Source organism: Streptomyces sp. NPDC031225, from assembly GCF_055570355.1.
The window spans coordinates 27,174-44,474 of record NZ_JBVIHJ010000013.1 but is presented as its reverse complement, the minus strand read 5'-3'; the positions used below and the strand labels follow the sequence as shown (position 1 = coordinate 44,474).

The following is a 17,301-nucleotide window of genomic DNA, read 5'->3' as shown; positions in this document are numbered from 1 at the left end:
GTGCGGCGCCCTGCGACATGCAGAACATTAGCACGCTGGAGGTGGTGGGTTCACAACTCATATCGGGGGGCAGCCGCCCACCAGCGGCTTCGCGGACGGCCCCCCGAACCGGGGTGCCGCGGGCCACGTATCAACCCGTGCCGGTTCACGTATCAACCTCGTACCGGTAGCCCCCGTCTCCCCAGGAGCCGGTCGGGGTGCACAGTCAGGTGCGGGACACTGGTCCACGGCCGCCTCTACGATCCTTGACAAAGGAGTTCGACAGCGGAGTTCGAAGTGGAGCTCCACAGGGAACTTCGGAGGCGTCGACACCTGTCGACAGTGCCGACAGGGGGAACCAGCCGATTCACCGGCGCGTGGATACGATCAGTAAGCAGTACCAGGTAGCCAGCACGCAGCGCAGTACCCAGGACGGCAAGGACGGAGGAGGTGCCTCATGGGAGTCCTGAAGAAGTTCGAGCAGCGTCTCGAAGGTCTGGTCAACGGCACCTTCGCCAAGGTGTTCAAGTCCGAGGTCCAGCCCGTGGAGATCGCGGGAGCGCTCCAGCGGGAGTGCGACAACAACGCGACCATCTGGAACCGCGACCGCACGGTCGTACCCAATGACTTCATCGTGGAGCTGAGCACGCCGGACTTCGAGCGGCTCAGCCCCTACTCGGGCCAGCTCGGCGACGAGCTCGCCGGCATGGTGCGCGACTACGCCAAGCAGCAGCGATACGCCTTCATGGGCCCGATCAAGGTCAACCTCGAGAAGGCGGACGACCTCGACACCGGCCTGTACCGGGTGCGCAGTCGTACGCTCGCCGGCTCCACCGACCAGCAGGCCCCCGGAACCGCGGCCCCGGCCGGCCGGCCCGGCGCGCAGGGACCCGGCGCGGGAGCCGGCGGCTACGGCTTCCCGCCGTCGGCCGCTCCCTCCGGCCCCCCGCCCATGCCGGCCGCACCGCCGCCCGCCGGCCGAGGCGCCGCGGGCGGCTACGGCTACCCGCAGCAGGCCCAGCCCCACCGCCCGGCAGGCGGCCCGGTCGGCGCGCCCGCTCCGGGCTCCCGCACCCGCCACTGGATCGAGATCAACGGCGCCCGCCATCAGATCTCCCGCGCAACGCTGGTGCTGGGACGCAGCACCGAAGCCGACGTGCGGATCGACGACCCCGGCGTCTCGCGCCGGCACTGTGAGATCCGGACCGGAACGCCCTCGACGATCCAGGATCTCGGGTCCACCAACGGCATCGTGGTGGACGGGCAGCACACCACCCGCGCTACGCTCCGCGACGGCTCGCGGATCGTCGTGGGCAACACCACCATCATTTACCGGCAAGCCGAAGGGTGAAGCGGGGGCAATGTCAGAGCTGACCCTCACGGTCATGCGGCTGGGTTTCCTGGCCGTACTGTGGCTGTTCGTGATCGTGGCCGTGCAGGTCATCCGCAGCGACCTGTTCGGTACACGGGTCACCCAGCGAGGAGCCAGGCGCGAAGCCGCCCGGCCCCAGCAGGCCGCCGCCCGGCAGCAGGCGGCGCCTCCGCAGCAGCGCCAGCAGGCCGGCGGCCGCCAGCGCCGTAACGCACCCACCAAGCTGGTCGTGTCCGAGGGCACCCTCACCGGCACCACCGTCGCCCTCCAGGGCCAGACCATCAGCCTGGGCCGGGCGCACGACAGCACCATCGTGCTGGACGACGACTACGCCTCCAGCCGCCATGCCAGGATCTACCCGGACCGCGACGGTCAGTGGATCGTCGAGGACCTGGGCTCGACCAACGGCACGTATCTCGACCGATCGCGGCTGACGACCCCCACACCGATTCCGCTGGGCGCGCCGATCCGCATCGGCAAGACCGTCATCGAGCTGCGGAAGTAGTGCTACATCATGAATAGGCGCGAGCGGAGCGAGCACGCGGCGTGGGCCCCCACCCCGGGCCCCGGCGCGCTCCCGACCGGAGGGTGGGCACCGTGCGGATGTACCCGGAGCCGACAGGCGAGGTGCGCATGAGTCTGTCACTGCGCTTCGCCGCCGGATCGCACAAAGGCATGATCCGGGAGGGCAACGAGGACTCCGGATACGCCGGACCCCGCCTGCTCGCCATCGCGGACGGCATGGGCGGCGCCGCCGCCGGCGAGGTCGCCTCCTCCGAGGCCATCTCCACCATCGTCGCCCTCGACGACGACGTCCCTGGCTCCGACGTCCTCACCTCGCTCGGCGTGGCCGTACAGCGCGCCAACGACCAGCTGCGCTCCATGGTCGAGGACGATCCCCAGCTGGAGGGCATGGGCACCACGCTCACCGCCCTGCTGTGGACCGGCCAGCGGCTCGGCCTCGTGCACGTCGGCGACTCGCGCGCCTACCTGCTGCGCGACGGCGTCCTCACCCAGATCACGCAGGACCACACCTGGGTGCAGCGGCTGGTCGACGAGGGCCGCATCACCGAGGAAGAGGCCACCACCCACCCCCAACGCTCCCTGCTGATGAGGGCGTTGGGCAGCGGTGAGCACGTCGAGCCCGACCTCTCCATCCGCGAGGTCCGCGCCGGCGACCGCTACCTGATCTGCTCCGACGGCCTGTCCGGCGTGGTCTCCCACCAGACCCTGGAAGACACCCTCGCCAGCTACCAGGGCCCCCAGGAGACCGTGCAGGAGCTGATCCAGCTCGCCCTGCGCGGCGGCGGCCCCGACAACATCACGGTGATCATCGCCGACGTCCTCGACCTGGACACCGGGGACACCCTCGCCGGGCAGCTCTCCGACACCCCCGTCGTGGTCGGCGCGGTCGCCGAGAACCAGAACCACCTGCACGACCCCGGAATCATGCAGACCCCCGCGGGCCGCGCCTCCGGGCTCGGCCGGCAGGTACCCGGGCAGGGTGGCGGCGAGTTCGGCCCGCCCGGGTCCGGCGACAGCACCGGCTACGACCCCGCGGGCAGCTACGGCGACTACACCGACGAGGACTTCGTCAAGCCCCGCAAGGGCCGCAGGTGGCTGAAGAGATCCTTCTACTCGGTCCTCGCGCTCGCCGTCATCGGCGGCGGCCTGTACGGCGGCTGGCGCTGGACTCAGACGCAGTACTACGTCGGCACCAACGGCGAGCACGTCGCCCTGTACCGGGGCATCAGCCAGGACCTGGCCTGGGTCTCGCTCTCGAAGGTGTCCAAGGACCACCCCGAGATCGAACTCAAGTACCTGCCGCCGTACCAGCAGAAGTCGGTCGAGGGCACCATCGCCGAGGGCGACCTGAAGACGGCCCAGAAGAAGATCGACGAACTGGGCGTCCAGGCCACCGCGTGCAAGAAGCAGGCTGCGGCGCAGGCCACGGAGAGCAAGAAGAACTCCAAGACGGGCGAGGGCGAGGCCGGCGGCACCACGGGAACCACACAGTCCTCCCTGACGTCCAAGGCCACACCGACCCCGACGAGCACGACCTCCCCGTCCCCGAACGCTTCCGCATCCCAGACGCCCACTCCCACTCCCGGCCCCACCCTCTCGGACGAGGAGAAGCAGGTCGTCGGGAACTGCGGTACGCAGTAGGCAAGCCGTGAGAGGCCCTGTCACACGATGAGCAGCAGTACTTCGAACACCTCGACGCACCACACGTCCACGATCGGCGCGATCGGCGCACCGAGCCGCCGCAACACCGAGCTGGCGCTACTGGTGTTCGCCGTCCTCATCCCGGTCTTCGCCTACGCCAACGTGGGCCTGGCCATCGACGACCAGGTCCCGGCCGGGCTGTTGAGCTACGGCCTGGGCCTCGGCCTGCTGGCCGGCGTCGCCCATCTCGTCGTCCGCAAGTTCGCCCCGTACGCGGACCCGCTGATGCTGCCGCTGGCCACCCTGCTCAACGGCCTCGGGCTCGTCGCGATCTGGCGCCTCGACCAGTCCAAGCTGCTCCAGTCGATCGGCCAGGCCGGCGGCAAGGCGACCAACCAGCTGATCTACACGGCGATGGGCATCGCCCTGTTCGCCGTGGTCCTGGTCTTCCTCAAGGACCACCGGGTCCTGCAGCGCTACACCTACATCTCCATGGTCGGCGCACTGGTCCTGTTGCTGCTCCCGCTCGTGCCGGGCCTCGGCGCCAACATCACCTACGGCGCCAAGATCTGGATCCAGGTCGGCAGCTTCACCATCCAGCCCGGTGAGTTCGCCAAGATCGTCCTGGCGATCTTCTTCGCCGGCTACCTGATGGTCAAGCGCGACGCGCTCGCCCTGGCCAGCCGCCGCTTCATGGGTCTCTACCTGCCGCGCGGCCGCGACCTCGGACCGATCATCGTCGTCTGGATGATCTCGATCCTCATCCTGGTGTTCGAGACGGACCTCGGTACCTCGCTGCTGTTCTTCGGAATGTTCATCATCATGCTGTACGTCGCCACCGAGCGGACCAGCTGGATCGTCTTCGGTCTGCTGATGTCCGCGGCCGGCGCCGTCGGCGTGGCCAGCTTCGAACCGCACGTCCAGACCCGCGTCCAGGCCTGGCTCGACCCGATGCGCGAGTACACCCTCAGCCGCAACGGCAGCACCGACGGCATCCTCCACTCCGAGCAGGCCATGCAGGCCCTGTGGGCCTTCGGCTCCGGCGGCACCCTCGGCACCGGCTGGGGCCAGGGCCACTCCGAGCTGATCCGCTTCGCCGCCAACTCCGACTTCATCCTCGCCACCTTCGGCGAGGAGCTGGGCCTGGCCGGCCTCATGGCGATCCTGCTGATCTACGGCCTGATCGTGGAGCGCGGCGTACGCACCGCCCTCGCCGCCCGCGACCCGTTCGGCAAGCTGCTCGCGATCGGCCTGTCCGGCGCCTTCGCGCTGCAGGTCTTCGTGGTGGCCGGCGGCGTGATGGGCCTCATCCCGCTGACCGGCATGACGATGCCCTTCCTGGCGTACGGCGGTTCCTCCGTCATCGCCAACTGGGCCCTGATCGGCATCCTGATCAGAATCAGCGACACCGCACGCCGCCCGGCGCCCGCCCCCGCCCCCAGCCCCGACGCCGAGATGACCCAGGTGGTCCGCCCGTCATGAACAAGCCCCTGCGCCGGATCGCGATCTTCTGCGGCCTCCTGGTCCTCGCCCTGCTCATCCGCGACAACTGGCTCCAGTACGTCAAGGCCGACAGCCTCCGCGAGGACCCCGACAACCGTCGCGTCCTCATCGCCCGGTACGCCACACCGCGCGGCGACATCATCGTCGACGGCAAGGCCATCACCGGGCACGCAGAGACGACCTCGGGCGACTTCAAGTACAAGCGCACCTACCAGGACGGCGCGATGTGGGCGCCGGTCACGGGCTTCGTCTCCCAGTCCTACGGCGCCACCCAGCTGGAGTCCATCGAGGACGGCATCCTCACCGGCAACGACGACCGGCTCTTCTTCCGCAACACCCTCGACATGCTCACCGGCAAGCCGAAGGAGGGCGGCAACGTCGTCACCACCCTCAACGCCGCCGCCCAGAAGGCCGCCTACGACGGTCTGAAGAAGCAGGGCGGCAAGGGCGCGGTCGCCGCCCTGGACCCCTCCACCGGCAAGATCCTGGCGCTGGCCTCCTACCCGTCGTACGACCCGTCGACGATCGCCGGCGGCAGCGACTCCGACGCGACGGCCTGGAAGAACCTCGACAAGAAGAACAACCCCGCCGACCCGATGCTCAACCGGGCCCTGCGCGAGGTCTACCCCCCCGGCTCCACCTTCAAGGTCGTCACCGCGGCCGCCGCGCTGGAGAACGGCCTGTACAAGGACGCCGACTCGCCCACAAAGTCGCCGCTGCCGTGGACCATGCCGGGCACCACGACCCAGCTGCCCAACGAGGGCAACATCCCCTGCAAGAACGCCACCCTGCGGGTCGCGCTCCAGGTCTCCTGCAACACCGTCTTCGGCAAGGTCGGCTCCGACCTCGGCAACGACAAGATGCTGGAAGAGGCCAAGAAGTTCGGCTTCGACGAGGAGCAGTTCACCCCGGTGCGCTCCAGCGCCTCCGTCTTCTCCAAGGACATGGCGCCCTCCGAGGTGGCCCTGTCCTCCATCGGCCAGTTCAACACCGCCGCGTCTCCGCTCCAGATGGCCATGGTCGCCTCGGCGGTCGCCAACAACGGCACCCTGATGAAGCCGTACATGGTCGACTCCCTCCAGGCCCCCAACGTCGACACCCTCGAAAAGACCGAGCCGGAGAAGATGAGCGAGCCGCTGTCCGCGGAGAACGCCCAGATCCTCCAGTCGATGATGGAGACGGTCGTGAAGGACGGCACCGGCAAGAAGGCGCAGATCAGCGGCGTCACGGTGGGCGGCAAGACCGGTACCGCCCAGCAGGGCGAGAACAACAGCAAGAACCCCTACGCCTGGTTCATCTCGTACGCCAAGGTCGGTGACAGCTCACCGGTCGCGGTCGCCGTCGTGATCCAGGACGACGATGCCGAGGCCCGCGAGAACATCTCCGGCGGCGGTCTCGCGGCCCCCATCGCGAAGAACGTGATGGAGGCCGTCATCAACTCCCAGAAGTGACCCCGATCACGTCCCCTTCGCATCGGTGCACGTTGCGATACCGGTCCTGTATCGGGTGACGCACTTGGCCAGGTCACACAAAGCCAGACGGGTACGGTAGGCCCGGACGGCAGCCTCCGACCGCACACACGTGCCGGTCGGGACCGACGGAGAGGGCTGGTAGGAAGCTATGGAAGAGCCGCGTCGCCTCGGCGGCCGGTACGAGCTGGGCCAGGTGCTCGGCCGTGGTGGCATGGCAGAGGTATACCTCGCCATGGACACGCGCCTCGGCCGCACCGTTGCGGTGAAGACGCTCCGCGCGGACCTCGCGCGCGACCCGTCCTTCCAGGCCCGGTTCCGCCGGGAGGCCCAGTCGGCCGCCTCGCTCAACCATCCCGCGATCGTGGCGGTCTACGACACGGGCGAGGACTACATCGACGGGGTCTCGATCCCGTACATCGTCATGGAGTACGTCGACGGCTCCACCCTGCGTGAACTCCTCCACAGCGGCCGCAAGCTGCTGCCGGAGCGCACGCTGGAGATGACCATCGGCATCCTCCAGGCCCTGGAGTACTCGCACCGGGCCGGCATCGTCCACCGCGACATCAAGCCCGCGAACGTCATGCTGACGCGCAACGGCCAGGTCAAGGTCATGGACTTCGGCATCGCCCGCGCCATGGGCGACTCCGGCATGACGATGACGCAGACCTCCGCGGTCATCGGCACCGCCCAGTACCTCTCACCGGAGCAGGCGAAGGGCGAGCAGGTCGACGCCCGTTCCGACCTGTACTCCTCGGGCTGCCTGCTCTACGAGCTCCTGACGGTACGGCCGCCCTTCGTCGGGGACTCCCCGGTCGCGGTGGCCTACCAGCACGTCCGGGAGGAGCCACAGCCCCCGAGCGTCTTCGACCCCGAGATCACGCCCGAGATGGACGCCATCGTCCTCAAGGCCCTGGTCAAGGACCCGAACTACCGCTACCAGTCGGCCGACGAGATGCGCGCCGACATCGAGGCCTGCCTCGACGGCCAGCCGGTCGCCGCCACCGCCGCGATGGGCTCCGTGGGTTACGGCGGCTACCCCAACGACCAGCCGACGACGGCCCTGCGCTCCGACGCGGGCGCCACCACCATGCTGCCGCCCATGGGCCCGGACGACGGCGGCTTCGGCTACGACGACCGCCCCGACCGGCGCCGCCAGAAGAAGTCGAACACCTCGACGATCCTGCTGGTGGTGGCGGGCGTCCTGGTGCTCGTCGGCGCGATCCTCATCGGCAAGTGGATCTTCAGCGGCAACGGGGGGGCGAACAACGACACGGTCTCCGTGCCGAACCTCGTCAACCAGTCGCAGGCCGACGCCACGAAACTGCTGACCAACAGCGACCTCAAACTCGGGACGGTCACCCCGAAGACCTGCGAGAACACGGCCAAGGGCAACGTGTGTTCCACGGACCCGGCGGGCGGCCAGACGGTCGACAAGCAGTCCAGCGTCAACATCGTGGTGTCCACCGGTGCCCCGAAGGTCGCCGTCCCGAGCGTCCTCGGCAAGGACATCGACGATGCCACGCAGACGCTGACGGACGACAAGTACCAGTTCGTCATCAAGACCAAGAAGCAGGTGTCCACCGAGGAGCCGGGCACCGTCCTGGAGCAGGACCCGAAACTGGGCGCTGAGGTGGAGAAGGGTTCCACCGTCACCCTCACCATCGCCAAGGCCGAGGAGAAGTCCACGGTCCCGGACGTCACCGGCCAGTCCTGCGACGACGCCAAGGCACAGATGCAGGCGAACAACCTCGTCGGCAACTGCACCGAGGTGGAGACCGACGACACCAACAAGATCGGCAAGGTCATCTCGACCACGCCGCAGGCCGGCAACCAGGTCGAGAAGAACTCGTCGGTGAACATCCAGATCGGCAAGGCGGCGGACAAGACCGAGGTCCCGGACGTTCGCAACCAGACGGTGGCCCAGGCCAAGCAGATTCTCAACAACGCCGGCTTCAACAAGATCCAGTTCACGAACGGCAGCGACCAGAGCGACACCGCGATCGTGATACAGCAGAGCCCGAACCCGGGTGACGAGGTCGACGACCCAGGCAACACCCAGGTCACCCTGGCCAGCGTGAGCGTCGGCAACGGCAACAACAACGGCGGCAACAACGGCGGCGGCTTCTTCGGCGGCACCACCGGAACGGCGGCCCGCACGGAGGACTGACACCCTCCCCGCGCCAGAACAGCGGCCCCGGACCTCGCTACTTGCGGAGGTCCGGGGCCGCTGTCACATGCATGTGCGTCACCTGGAGCCCGGCTCAAGACGCTGCGCTGAGCCCAAGACAAGAGGCCGGGCTAGGTCAGTTCCTTCGGCAACGTCCGCTCGCTGTCCACCTTCTCCGTGCGGACCAGCTCGCCCCACACCACGTACCGGTAGCGAGAGGTGTACACCGGCGTGCACGTCGTGAGCGTGATGTAGTGACCGGCCTTCTTCTTGCCGGACTCCTTGGGGATCTGGCCGAGGACCTTGACGTTGTACTTGGAGGTCTCGGACAGAACGGCGTAGACCTTGTAGACGTACCACTCGTCCTTGGTCTCGAAGACGACCGCGTCGCCCTTTTTGACCTTGTCGATGTTGTGGAACTTCGCGCCGTGGCCGTCGCGGTGGGCGGCGAGGGAGAAGTTGCCGGTCTTGCCGCTGGTGGGGAGCACGGCCTTCACGGGGTCCGTGTAGTAGCCGGCGACTCCGTCGTTGAGGATCTTCGTCGAGGTGCCCTTCTCGACCAGCACCTCGCCGTTCTTCATCGCGGGAACGTGCAGGAAACCGATCCCGTTCTTGGTGTCCAGCGCTCCGGGACCGCCGGTGGTCCGCTCGGTCCAGCTGTCGCGCACCTTGTCGGCCTGCTTGTCGGCCGCACGGTCGGCGACGACGTTCGTCCACCACAGCGAGTAGACGACGAACAGGCCGAGCACCAGGCCTGCGGTGATGAGGAGTTCACCGAAGACGCTCACCGCCATGGCGATCCGGCCGGTACCGCGGCGGCGCGGCGCGGACTGCTCGGATCTCCGGATGTCGGTGTGCTCTGCGGTGCCGTCGGTGGTCGGTGCCACTAGTCATCTGCCCTTACTGGACGAGCTCATCCGGTTTGCCCTTGCTGCGCGGCCGTTCCTCGACCATCTTGCCCCAGACGATCAACCGGTACTTGCTGGTGAACTCCGGCGTACACGTGGTGAGAGTGATGTAGCGCCCGGCCGTGGTGAACCCGGACCCCTTGGGGATCGGGGCGATCACGCTCGTGTTGCTCGGAGCCGTCACCGGAAGCGTCGACGTCATCTTGTAGACGAAATATTCGTCCTGCGTCTCGACGACGATCGAGTCACCCGGGCTGAGCTTGTTGATGTATCGGAAGGGCTCGCCATGCGTGTTGCGGTGGCCGGCGAGAGCGAAGTTGCCGGTCTTGGCGTCGGGCATCGCCGTCTTCAACGCGCCCTCGCTGTAGTGCCCGACCATGCCCTTGTCGAGCACCTTCTTGTTGCTGACGCCCTCGGCGATCGGCACGACCACGTCCAGCTTGGGGATGTGCAGCAGGGCGAAGCCCTGGCCCGGCTCGAAGGTGCCGGGGGCGCCCTTGCCGCTCGCCCAGTCGTTCTGGAGGCTGCTCGCCTCCTTGTCCGCCGCCGCGTGCGCCCGGACGTTGGTCCACCACAGCTGGTAGCTGACGAACAGCAGCATCAACACGCCGGTGGTGATGAACACCTCACCCACCGCCCGGCTAGCGACGACGGCCGCTCCGGGTTTGCGGGCCTTGGCCCGCTTACGGGCCTCGACGCGGGAAAGCGGCTTCCCGTCAGGCGTCGCCGAGGACCCCGAGGACCCCGAGAACTCCTGTTCCGACTGCGACTCGGGGACGGCCGCGCCACCGTGACGCCCGTGACGGCCCTTGGCGGCCTTTCTACGGGCCGCACGGCCACCCTGCGGGGTTCCAGTGGCGGATGTGACGGAAGGGCCCGCAGAGGCGGATATGGAGGGCGGCGGCGGATCGGGTATCCGCAGCGCCACCGTCTCGTCGTCGCCGAGGGGTACGTACGGTGCCCGCGCCCCGCCCGAAGACGCTCCACCCGAGCGTCCCGCGGCGTGGGACTGCGTGGCGCCGGAGCCACCGCCGAAGGACTCCCCGCTGTAGGGATCGCCGCCGTAGGACTCGTACGACGCATCGCCGTGCAAGTCCTCGCGCTCGGGGCGCAGGGCCGTCACGCCGTGGCCCTGCCCACCACCGGGGCGAGCCCCACCGACCTCGCCACCGCGCCCTGGTCCCCGCACTCCACCAGCCAGTTGGCCAGCATCAGATGGCCGTGCTCCGTCAACACCGACTCGGGGTGGAACTGCACACCCTCGACCGGGAGTTCACGGTGCCGAAGCCCCATGACGATCCCGTCCTGCGTCCGCGCGGTGACCTCCAGCTCGGCCGGGACCGTCGCCGGCTCGGCGGCCAGCGAGTGGTACCGGGTCGCCGTGAACGGCGTCGGCAGACCGGCGAAGACGCCCTTGCCCTCGTGCTCCACGAGAGAGGTCTTGCCGTGCAGCAGCTCGGGCGCGCGGTCCACGACACCGCCGTACGCCACCTGCATCGACTGCATGCCCAGGCAGACGCCGAAGACGGGCACCCCGGTCGCGGCGCAGTGACGGACCATGTCCACGCACACGCCCGCCTCCTCCGGTGTCCCCGGGCCCGGCGACAGGAGCACGCCGTCGAAGCCGTCCTGGGCGTGCGCCGTCGACACCTCGTCGTTGCGCAGCACCTCGCACTCGGCGCCCAGCTGGTACAGGTACTGCACGAGGTTGAAGACGAAGCTGTCGTAGTTGTCGACGACGAGAATGCGCGCGCTCACTGGTTGTCCACCGTCACATCGTTGAAGGGCAGCAGTGGTTCGGCCCACGGGAAGACGTACTGGAAGAGGACGTAGACCACAGCAAGCGCCAGCACGAGTGAGAGCAACGCCTTCACCCATGCGTTCCCCGGCAGATTCCGCCAGATCCAGCCGTACATGCCGTCCCTTCCCTCGCACCACGGCACCGGACACACGCCGTACCGCACCAGACTAACGGCGCAGGGCAACAGGCTTGCCGTCCTCCACAGGCTGTGTGGAGTCCAGGTGTGCCCAGACGATCAGCCGGTGACTGTGTCCCCACTCCGGATCGCACGTGGTCAGCGTGAGATAGCGGCCAGGCCGCGTGTACCCGGAATTACGTGGCACAGGATCGATCACCTCAATGTCGGTGGGCACTGTTTTGTAAGGCCCTTTGTCGATCCGATACGTGAACCAGGTCGTCCCGTCGGTCAGCACCACCGCGTCACCGCGCCGCAGCCTCGGGAAGTCCTTGAACGGATCGCCGTACGTGCGCCGATGCCCGGCGACCGAGAAGTTGCCCTGCTCTCCGAGCTGCGCGGTGTTCGCGTAATGGCCGAGCCCCTTCTTCAGGGTGCCGACCTCTGTGCCCTCCAGCACCGGCTTGTTCCACGTGAAACCAAGCCTCGGGATGTACATGATCGCGAAGGGCTTCCCGCTCCGGTACGGCGCCGGCCCGGCCACGGACGCCGTCGCGGTGGCGCCGGCGGTCACCTTCGGCTGCTGCACGCTCCCCTGCGACCACTGGTTCTGTAACTGGTCGATCTGGTCGTCCATGACGGTGTCGGCCTTCACACCGGTCCAGAACAGCACATAGGCGACGAACAACACGATCAGGGCGCCGACGGTGATGCACAGCTCGCTGACGGTCCTGACGACGACACGCACCGGCGACTCCAGGGACTCACACCGTGCTCACTCCACGGGCTTGGCGTACTGCAGATCCACTGTGCCCGAGTAGCCGGGAAGAGTCACCGTGCCGTCGTCGACGACATTCCAGCCGAGGCCGTAGACGTTGACGTAGACCATGTAGTTCTGGATCGCCTTGGAGTCCGCGAGGGCCTGCTTCAGCTTCCCCGGAGCGCCGACCGCCTGAATCTTGTACGGCGGCGAGTAGACGCGGCCCTGGAGGATCAGCGTGTTGCCGACGCAGCGCACGGCACTGGTCGAGATCAGCCGCTGGTCCATCACCTTGATGCCCTTGGCGCCGCCCTTCCACAGGGCGTTGACCACGGCCTGGAGGTCCTGCTGGTGGATGACCAGGTAGTCCGGCTGCGGCTCGGGATAGCCGGGGAGCTTGGCGGTGGCGTTCGGCGGAGCGTCGTCGAGCGTGACCGTGACGGCGTCGCCCTTGATCTTCTGGGTGCCCGCCCTGTCCTCCAGGGCGGCGAGCTTGGCGTCCTCGGCCTTGGTGCTGCCGTCGTCCCGCTCGGCGAGCGACTCGACGTCCCGGCGCAGCGAACCGTTCGACTCGTCGAGCCCGGCGTTCTTGTGGCTGCGCTCCTGGATCAGGTCCGAGAGCTTCAGCAAGGACGCGTCGGTGCGGATGTTGGTGCCCTTGGCGGTGTTGAAACTCGTGAAGAAGATGAGTCCCGCGAGAGCGAAGACGCCCACCGTGAGCACCCTGACCGGCCGGAAACCCCGCCTGCGGACAGGACTGGATCCGGACTGGGGAGAGTCGGCAGAATTGCTCAACGTACCCTTATCTCCTTCGGCGCCGCGGAAGCACTACGCTAACGGACGCCCGGGGGAGTGCTCAGTGTCCCCTTGTACGCTGCCCGGAGCCCGACCCAGTTACCTGCGCGGCCACGCAGCGCATCGACAGGAGAGACCCTCGTGCCGAAGTCACGTATCCGCAAGAAGGCCGACTACACGCCGCCCGCGGCGAAGCAGGCGACCGCCATCAAGCTGAACAGCCGCGCTTGGGTCGCCCCTGTGATGCTGGCCATGTTCCTCATCGGTCTGGCCTGGATCGTCGTCTTCTATGTGACCGACGGTTCGCTGCCCATCGATGCTCTGGATAACTGGAACATCGTGGTGGGATTCGGCTTCATCGCCGCCGGATTCGCCGTCTCCACCCAGTGGAAATAGCTCTGCCCACGGGTATCCACTGAGTTATCCACAACCCCTGTCCACACGCTGGGGAAAAAAGACGACGATCTGTGGATAACTCATCGGGTGTTGACGCCGGTACGACCATCGCACCAGCCTCGCAAGCCTGTTCGCCCCCTGCCTGACCTGCGGAAACACTGGTCGGTGACAGGGGGCACAGCTGTTCCCGCACTCTATGCACAAGATTCGCCACTCACTGTGGACAACGTGCTGGTCAGGTGAGCTGTGCGGTCCTCACCAGGGTCATGACCACGACGACCAGCAGGACCAGCGCGCAGGTGCCGTACTGCACCAGTGACCGCCGCTCGCGCGGGGCGTGGACCATCCCGTACCCCGTGACGATGCCGGCGACCAGCCCGCCGATGTGGGCCTGCCAGGAGATGTTGAACGCCGGGTTGAAGGTGAAGACCAGGTTGATCGCCAGCAGCGCGATGATCGGTCGCAGGTCGTAGTTGAGCCGGCGCATCAGGACCGCGGTCGCGCCGAAGAGACCGAAGATGGCACCGGAGGCGCCGAGCGTGGCCGTGTTCGGCGACGCCAGCAGATAGGCCAGTGCGCTGCCCGCGAGACCGGAGACGAAGTAGACCGCGAGGTAGCGTGCGCGGCCGAGGGCGGCTTCGAGGGGGCCGCCGAGCCACCACAGGCTCATCATGTTGAAACCGATGTGCCAGATCTCCTGGTGAACGAACATCGAGGTCACCAGGCGGTAGTACTGCCCGTCCGCGACGCCTTCGGTGGGCGCGAAGGGTGCCGGCGGCCATGCGCCGATGAGGCTGAGGTCTGTTGCGAGGGACGCCTTGGCCTGGACGGCGATGAACACCGCGACGTTGATCGCGATCAGGATCTTCGTGAACAGCCGGGGGTCCGCCGTGACGGTGCCGCCCGCGATCGTGCGGGGCCGGGCCGCGGCCGGAGCGGGTCCGGTGCCGCCGCCGTCGCGCACGCAGTCGGGGCAGTGGAAGCCGACGGAGGCGCTGACCATGCACTCGGGGCAGATCGGGCGGTCGCAGCGGGTGCAGCGGATGCCGGTCTCACGGTCCGGGTGCCGGTAGCAGCCGGGCAGGCTCTGGGCCTGAGGTGATCCGCCTGCCGCCTGTTCCATGACATCCCCTAGATCGTCGTACGCACGTGCACCGCCCCGCTCATCCTTACGGTTGAGCGGGGCGTTCGGTTCCCTTGGCGGAGTTTTCCGCGGGACCTCAGCGGGTCTCGATGACGACCGACTCGATGACGACGTCGTTCACCGGGCGGTCGTTGGGCCGGCTGGTCTTGACGCCTGCGATGGCGTCCACGACCTTCTGGCTAGCCGCGTCCGTGACCTCGCCGAAGATGGTGTGCTTGCGGTTCAGCCAGGCCGTCGGGGAGACGGTGATGAAGAACTGCGAGCCGTTGGTGCCCGGTCCTGCGTTGGCCATCGCGAGCAGGTAGGGCTTGTTGAAGCCGAGGTCGGGGTGGAACTCGTCCTCGAACTCGTAGCCCGGGCCGCCGATGCCGGTGCCCAGGGGGTCGCCGCCCTGGATCATGAAGCCGCTGATGACGCGGTGGAAGACCGTGCCGTCGTAGAGCTTGTTGGTGGACTTCTCGCCGGTGCCGGGGTGGGTCCACTCGCGCTCGCCCTGGGCGAGTTCGACGAAGTTCCTGACCGTCTTCGGGGCATGGTTCGGCAGGAGCCGGACTTCGATGTCGCCGTGGTTGGTCTTCAGGGTGGCGTAAAGCTGCTCGGCCACGATCTGCCTTCCGTTGTCTTCTTTTGCCCCACCGATCCTCGCACGGATCCAGCCGAGGAGGCTCCGGGCAGGGGCGCGGAGCGGCGATCCGTGGCATTGTCGTCGACAAGCTCCTGTTGCCACGTATTCATCCGCTATTGATCCGGATGCCCGTCCCTCAGGTGCCGGGTTGTGCTCCGGCATGCATGATCCGGAAAAGGGTGGAAAGTCGAATTACCGTACGCCACCGAGGAGGAGGATCCCGTGACCCGCATTGACAGCGTGCGCGCCGCGACCGGCTCGGCGAAGGACAGCGTGCTGCACGCCGCGGAAGTGGTGGCGCCCTACGCCGACACGGCCAAGGACAAGGCCTCGCACTACGCGCAGGAGGCACGCGTACGGCTCGCGCCGAAGGTCACCCAGGCGGCCGGGCAGGCGCGTGTCCAGTACGGCGCTCATGTCGCGCCGCGTCTTGAGCAGGCTCGCACGCATGTTCCGCCGAAGGTCGATCAGGCCGCCCATGAGGCGGCCGTCCGTACCCGCAAGGCGGCCCGCCAGGCCGCCGACTACTCGCGTCCGAGGATCGAGCAGGCCGTCGCCGCGGCCGGTCCGGTCCGGGAGGAGGCCACGGCACGGAGCGCGGCCGCACTGGCCGCACTGCGTGGCCAGATCACGCCCAAGGAAGTCCGGAAGCTGGTCCGCAAGCACGAACGGCGGGCCCGGGCCGGACGGCTCGCCAAGGCGCTGGCCGTCGCGGGCATCGTCGCCGGCGGGGCCTACGCCGCGTGGAAGTGGTGGGACAAGCAGGCCAATCCGGACTGGCTGGTCGAGCCCCCCGCCGCGACCGAGGTCCCCGAGACGGGCCGCCTGACGTCCGTGGACGGCACCGGCCAGTCGGTGCTGGACCCGGAGGTCCAGGTCAAGGAGGCCGAGGAGGACGCCGCGAGGCACGACGAAGGGCGCTGACGCCGTTTCGACCGGCGTGTGTAGCAGTGGTGGGGCGGAAAAGTTTCCGCCCCACCGTTGTGTTCACCCGACGGTGTGGCCGAACCGGTAGGGGAGGGCTCGGGCAGGGCCCGGGTGCGTCACAGTCTCGGGACCACGTCTCCCGAACCGGATGGACCGCCGTCTCATGAAGCACTCGCGCCGTGGGCCGGTCGCCCTGGCCGCCGTACTGCTGCTCCTGGCGGCTTCCGCCTGTACCGCTCGCGCTCCTGAACCGGCTTCGGTTTCCGCGGTCGGCGCGTACGGCGCCTACGTCGGTTACGAGCCCTCCGACGTGGGGCGCCTCGGGGAACTCGGTGCCTGGCTCGGCGGGCCCGCGCCCCGGGTGGGACACGTCTATCTGCCCGGTGACCGCTGGAGCAACATCGAGGGCGCTCCGGGCTATCTGGAGTCCTGGGCGGCGTGGCGACGAGCCGTTCCGAAGCGGATGTTCGTCCTCAACGTGCCGATGCTCGAACGCACGGAGGCCCACCTCCCTGACAGCGTGGTCCGTGCGGAGCTCCGGCGCGGGGCGAGCGGCGCCTACGACGGTCATTTCCGCGCCCTGGCCCGGCGGTTGGTGGATCTGGGTGTGCCGGACACGATCGTCGTGCTGGGCTGGGAGATGAACGGCACCACCTACACCCACCGCTGCGGCCCGGATCCGGCCGCCTGGAAGGTGTACTGGACGAGGATCGTGCGCGCGATGCGCTCGGTTCCGGGAGAGCGTCTGCGCTTCGAGTTCACGCCGAACCGCGGCCGCGACGCGATCCCGTGGCCGCGCTGCTATCCGGGCGACGAGGTCGTCGACATCATCGGCATGGACGCCTACGACGCCCCGCGCGGGCTGCGTTTCGCCGCTCAGGTCGATGAGCCGTACGGCCTGCGCGCCCACGTCCGTTTCGCCCGCGCCCACGGCAAGCCGATCTCGTACCAGGAGTGGGGCCTGTACAAGAACGGTGACAATCCGGCCTATATGCACGGCATGCTCACCTGGTTCGCCCGCCAACGCCCCCTCTATCAGTCGCTCAGCGACTACTGCCCGCACGGCGTGTGGGGGTGCCGTTCCCATCCGAGATCGTCGGCGGTGTACCGCTCCTTGATGGGCGGCGGCGGTGATCCGGCCGCACGGTGAGCGAGGGCAGGTCGGTCAGTC

The 17,301-nt window shown here is 68.2% G+C and carries 17 protein-coding genes; 9 read left to right on the top strand and 8 right to left on the bottom strand.

The annotated features are described in order from the left end of the window. Positions 1-436: 436 nt before the first annotated feature. The 6 genes from ACZ48Z_RS22560 (at position 437) to pknB (ending at position 8,659) form a co-directional block, all read left to right on the top strand. Positions 437-1,330 (top strand): FhaA domain-containing protein, encoded by an 894-nt coding sequence (locus ACZ48Z_RS22560; protein WP_468737649.1) that lies wholly within the window; start codon positions 437-439, stop codon positions 1,328-1,330. Positions 1,331-1,340: 10 nt separating this feature from the next. Beyond that, positions 1,341-1,856 (top strand): FHA domain-containing protein FhaB/FipA, encoded by a 516-nt coding sequence (locus ACZ48Z_RS22555; RefSeq protein ID WP_328748763.1) that lies wholly within the window; start codon positions 1,341-1,343, stop codon positions 1,854-1,856. 98 nt (positions 1,857-1,954) lie between these two features. Beyond that, positions 1,955-3,517: a Stp1/IreP family PP2C-type Ser/Thr phosphatase gene (locus ACZ48Z_RS22550; RefSeq protein WP_468737836.1), complete on the top strand. Its 1,563-nt coding sequence runs from the start codon at positions 1,955-1,957 to the stop codon at positions 3,515-3,517. Between the two features lie 27 nt (positions 3,518-3,544). Further along, positions 3,545-4,999, top strand: a complete 1,455-nt coding sequence (locus ACZ48Z_RS22545; protein WP_468737648.1) for an FtsW/RodA/SpoVE family cell cycle protein — start codon at positions 3,545-3,547, stop codon at positions 4,997-4,999. After that, the gene (locus ACZ48Z_RS22540) at positions 4,996-6,471 is read left to right on the top strand and encodes a peptidoglycan D,D-transpeptidase FtsI family protein (protein WP_468737647.1); all 1,476 of its coding nucleotides are present in this window, start codon (positions 4,996-4,998) and stop codon (positions 6,469-6,471) included. The genes ACZ48Z_RS22545 and ACZ48Z_RS22540 overlap by 4 nt, the downstream gene beginning before the upstream one ends. Positions 6,472-6,640: 169 nt before the next feature. After that, positions 6,641-8,659, top strand: a complete 2,019-nt coding sequence (gene pknB, locus ACZ48Z_RS22535; protein ID WP_468737646.1) for a Stk1 family PASTA domain-containing Ser/Thr kinase — start codon at positions 6,641-6,643, stop codon at positions 8,657-8,659. 131 nt (positions 8,660-8,790) lie between these two features. Here the strand turns inward: pknB and ACZ48Z_RS22530 are convergent, their stop codons facing one another. The 6 genes from ACZ48Z_RS22530 to ACZ48Z_RS22505 are packed head-to-tail and all read right to left on the bottom strand — an operon-like array spanning position 8,791 to position 13,038. Next, positions 8,791-9,546, bottom strand: a complete 756-nt coding sequence (locus ACZ48Z_RS22530; RefSeq protein ID WP_468737645.1) for a class E sortase — start codon at positions 9,544-9,546, stop codon at positions 8,791-8,793. Positions 9,547-9,559: 13 nt separating this feature from the next. After that, positions 9,560-10,690 carry a class E sortase gene (locus ACZ48Z_RS22525; RefSeq protein ID WP_468737644.1) on the bottom strand — a complete coding sequence of 377 codons (1,131 nt, stop codon included), beginning with the start codon at positions 10,688-10,690 and terminating at the stop codon, positions 9,560-9,562. Next, positions 10,687-11,325 carry an aminodeoxychorismate/anthranilate synthase component II gene (locus ACZ48Z_RS22520; RefSeq protein ID WP_468737643.1) on the bottom strand — a complete coding sequence of 213 codons (639 nt, stop codon included), beginning with the start codon at positions 11,323-11,325 and terminating at the stop codon, positions 10,687-10,689. The genes ACZ48Z_RS22525 and ACZ48Z_RS22520 overlap by 4 nt, the downstream gene beginning before the upstream one ends. After that, positions 11,322-11,483 (bottom strand): hypothetical protein, encoded by a 162-nt coding sequence (locus ACZ48Z_RS22515; protein ID WP_328748753.1) that lies wholly within the window; start codon positions 11,481-11,483, stop codon positions 11,322-11,324. The genes ACZ48Z_RS22520 and ACZ48Z_RS22515 overlap by 4 nt, the downstream gene beginning before the upstream one ends. Before the next feature lie 52 nt (positions 11,484-11,535). Beyond that, positions 11,536-12,231, bottom strand: coding sequence for a class E sortase (locus tag ACZ48Z_RS22510; protein ID WP_468737642.1), 696 nt, complete (start codon positions 12,229-12,231; stop codon positions 11,536-11,538). A gap of 27 nt (positions 12,232-12,258) precedes the next feature. Next, on the bottom strand, positions 12,259-13,038 hold the full coding sequence (locus ACZ48Z_RS22505) for a DUF881 domain-containing protein (protein WP_468737641.1): 780 nt from the start codon (positions 13,036-13,038) through the stop codon (positions 12,259-12,261). 141 nt (positions 13,039-13,179) lie between these two features. Between ACZ48Z_RS22505 and crgA the strand changes: the two genes are divergently transcribed. Beyond that, positions 13,180-13,434: a cell division protein CrgA gene (crgA, locus tag ACZ48Z_RS22500; RefSeq protein WP_123990399.1), complete on the top strand. Its 255-nt coding sequence runs from the start codon at positions 13,180-13,182 to the stop codon at positions 13,432-13,434. Positions 13,435-13,669: 235 nt separating this feature from the next. Here crgA and ACZ48Z_RS22495 read toward each other — a convergent pair whose 3' ends face one another. Then, positions 13,670-14,557, bottom strand: a complete 888-nt coding sequence (locus ACZ48Z_RS22495; RefSeq protein ID WP_468737640.1) for a rhomboid family intramembrane serine protease — start codon at positions 14,555-14,557, stop codon at positions 13,670-13,672. A 97-nt stretch (positions 14,558-14,654) separates the two neighbouring features. Next, positions 14,655-15,182, bottom strand: coding sequence for a peptidylprolyl isomerase (locus tag ACZ48Z_RS22490; RefSeq protein ID WP_468737639.1), 528 nt, complete (start codon positions 15,180-15,182; stop codon positions 14,655-14,657). A gap of 243 nt (positions 15,183-15,425) precedes the next feature. Here ACZ48Z_RS22490 and ACZ48Z_RS22485 point away from each other — a divergent pair, with 243 nt between their 5' ends. Next, positions 15,426-16,127, top strand: coding sequence for a DUF5324 family protein (locus tag ACZ48Z_RS22485; protein WP_468737638.1), 702 nt, complete (start codon positions 15,426-15,428; stop codon positions 16,125-16,127). Positions 16,128-16,293: 166 nt separating this feature from the next. Then, complete coding sequence (locus tag ACZ48Z_RS22480) at positions 16,294-17,280, top strand: glycoside hydrolase family 26 protein (RefSeq protein ID WP_468737637.1); 987 nt, start codon at positions 16,294-16,296, stop codon at positions 17,278-17,280. Positions 17,281-17,301: the final 21 nt, after the last annotated feature.

Coding starts and splice junctions, on each gene's coding strand:
- ACZ48Z_RS22515 (WP_328748753.1), bottom strand. CDS start 11,483: ATGTACGGCTGGATCTGGCGGAATCTGCCGGGGAACGCATGGGTGAAG.
- pknB (WP_468737646.1), top strand. CDS start 6,641: ATGGAAGAGCCGCGTCGCCTCGGCGGCCGGTACGAGCTGGGCCAGGTG.
- ACZ48Z_RS22480 (WP_468737637.1), top strand. CDS start 16,294: ATGAAGCACTCGCGCCGTGGGCCGGTCGCCCTGGCCGCCGTACTGCTG.
- ACZ48Z_RS22550 (WP_468737836.1), top strand. CDS start 1,955: ATGTACCCGGAGCCGACAGGCGAGGTGCGCATGAGTCTGTCACTGCGC.
- ACZ48Z_RS22545 (WP_468737648.1), top strand. CDS start 3,545: ATGAGCAGCAGTACTTCGAACACCTCGACGCACCACACGTCCACGATC.
- ACZ48Z_RS22540 (WP_468737647.1), top strand. CDS start 4,996: ATGAACAAGCCCCTGCGCCGGATCGCGATCTTCTGCGGCCTCCTGGTC.
- ACZ48Z_RS22495 (WP_468737640.1), bottom strand. CDS start 14,557: ATGGAACAGGCGGCAGGCGGATCACCTCAGGCCCAGAGCCTGCCCGGC.
- ACZ48Z_RS22555 (WP_328748763.1), top strand. CDS start 1,341: ATGTCAGAGCTGACCCTCACGGTCATGCGGCTGGGTTTCCTGGCCGTA.
- ACZ48Z_RS22560 (WP_468737649.1), top strand. CDS start 437: ATGGGAGTCCTGAAGAAGTTCGAGCAGCGTCTCGAAGGTCTGGTCAAC.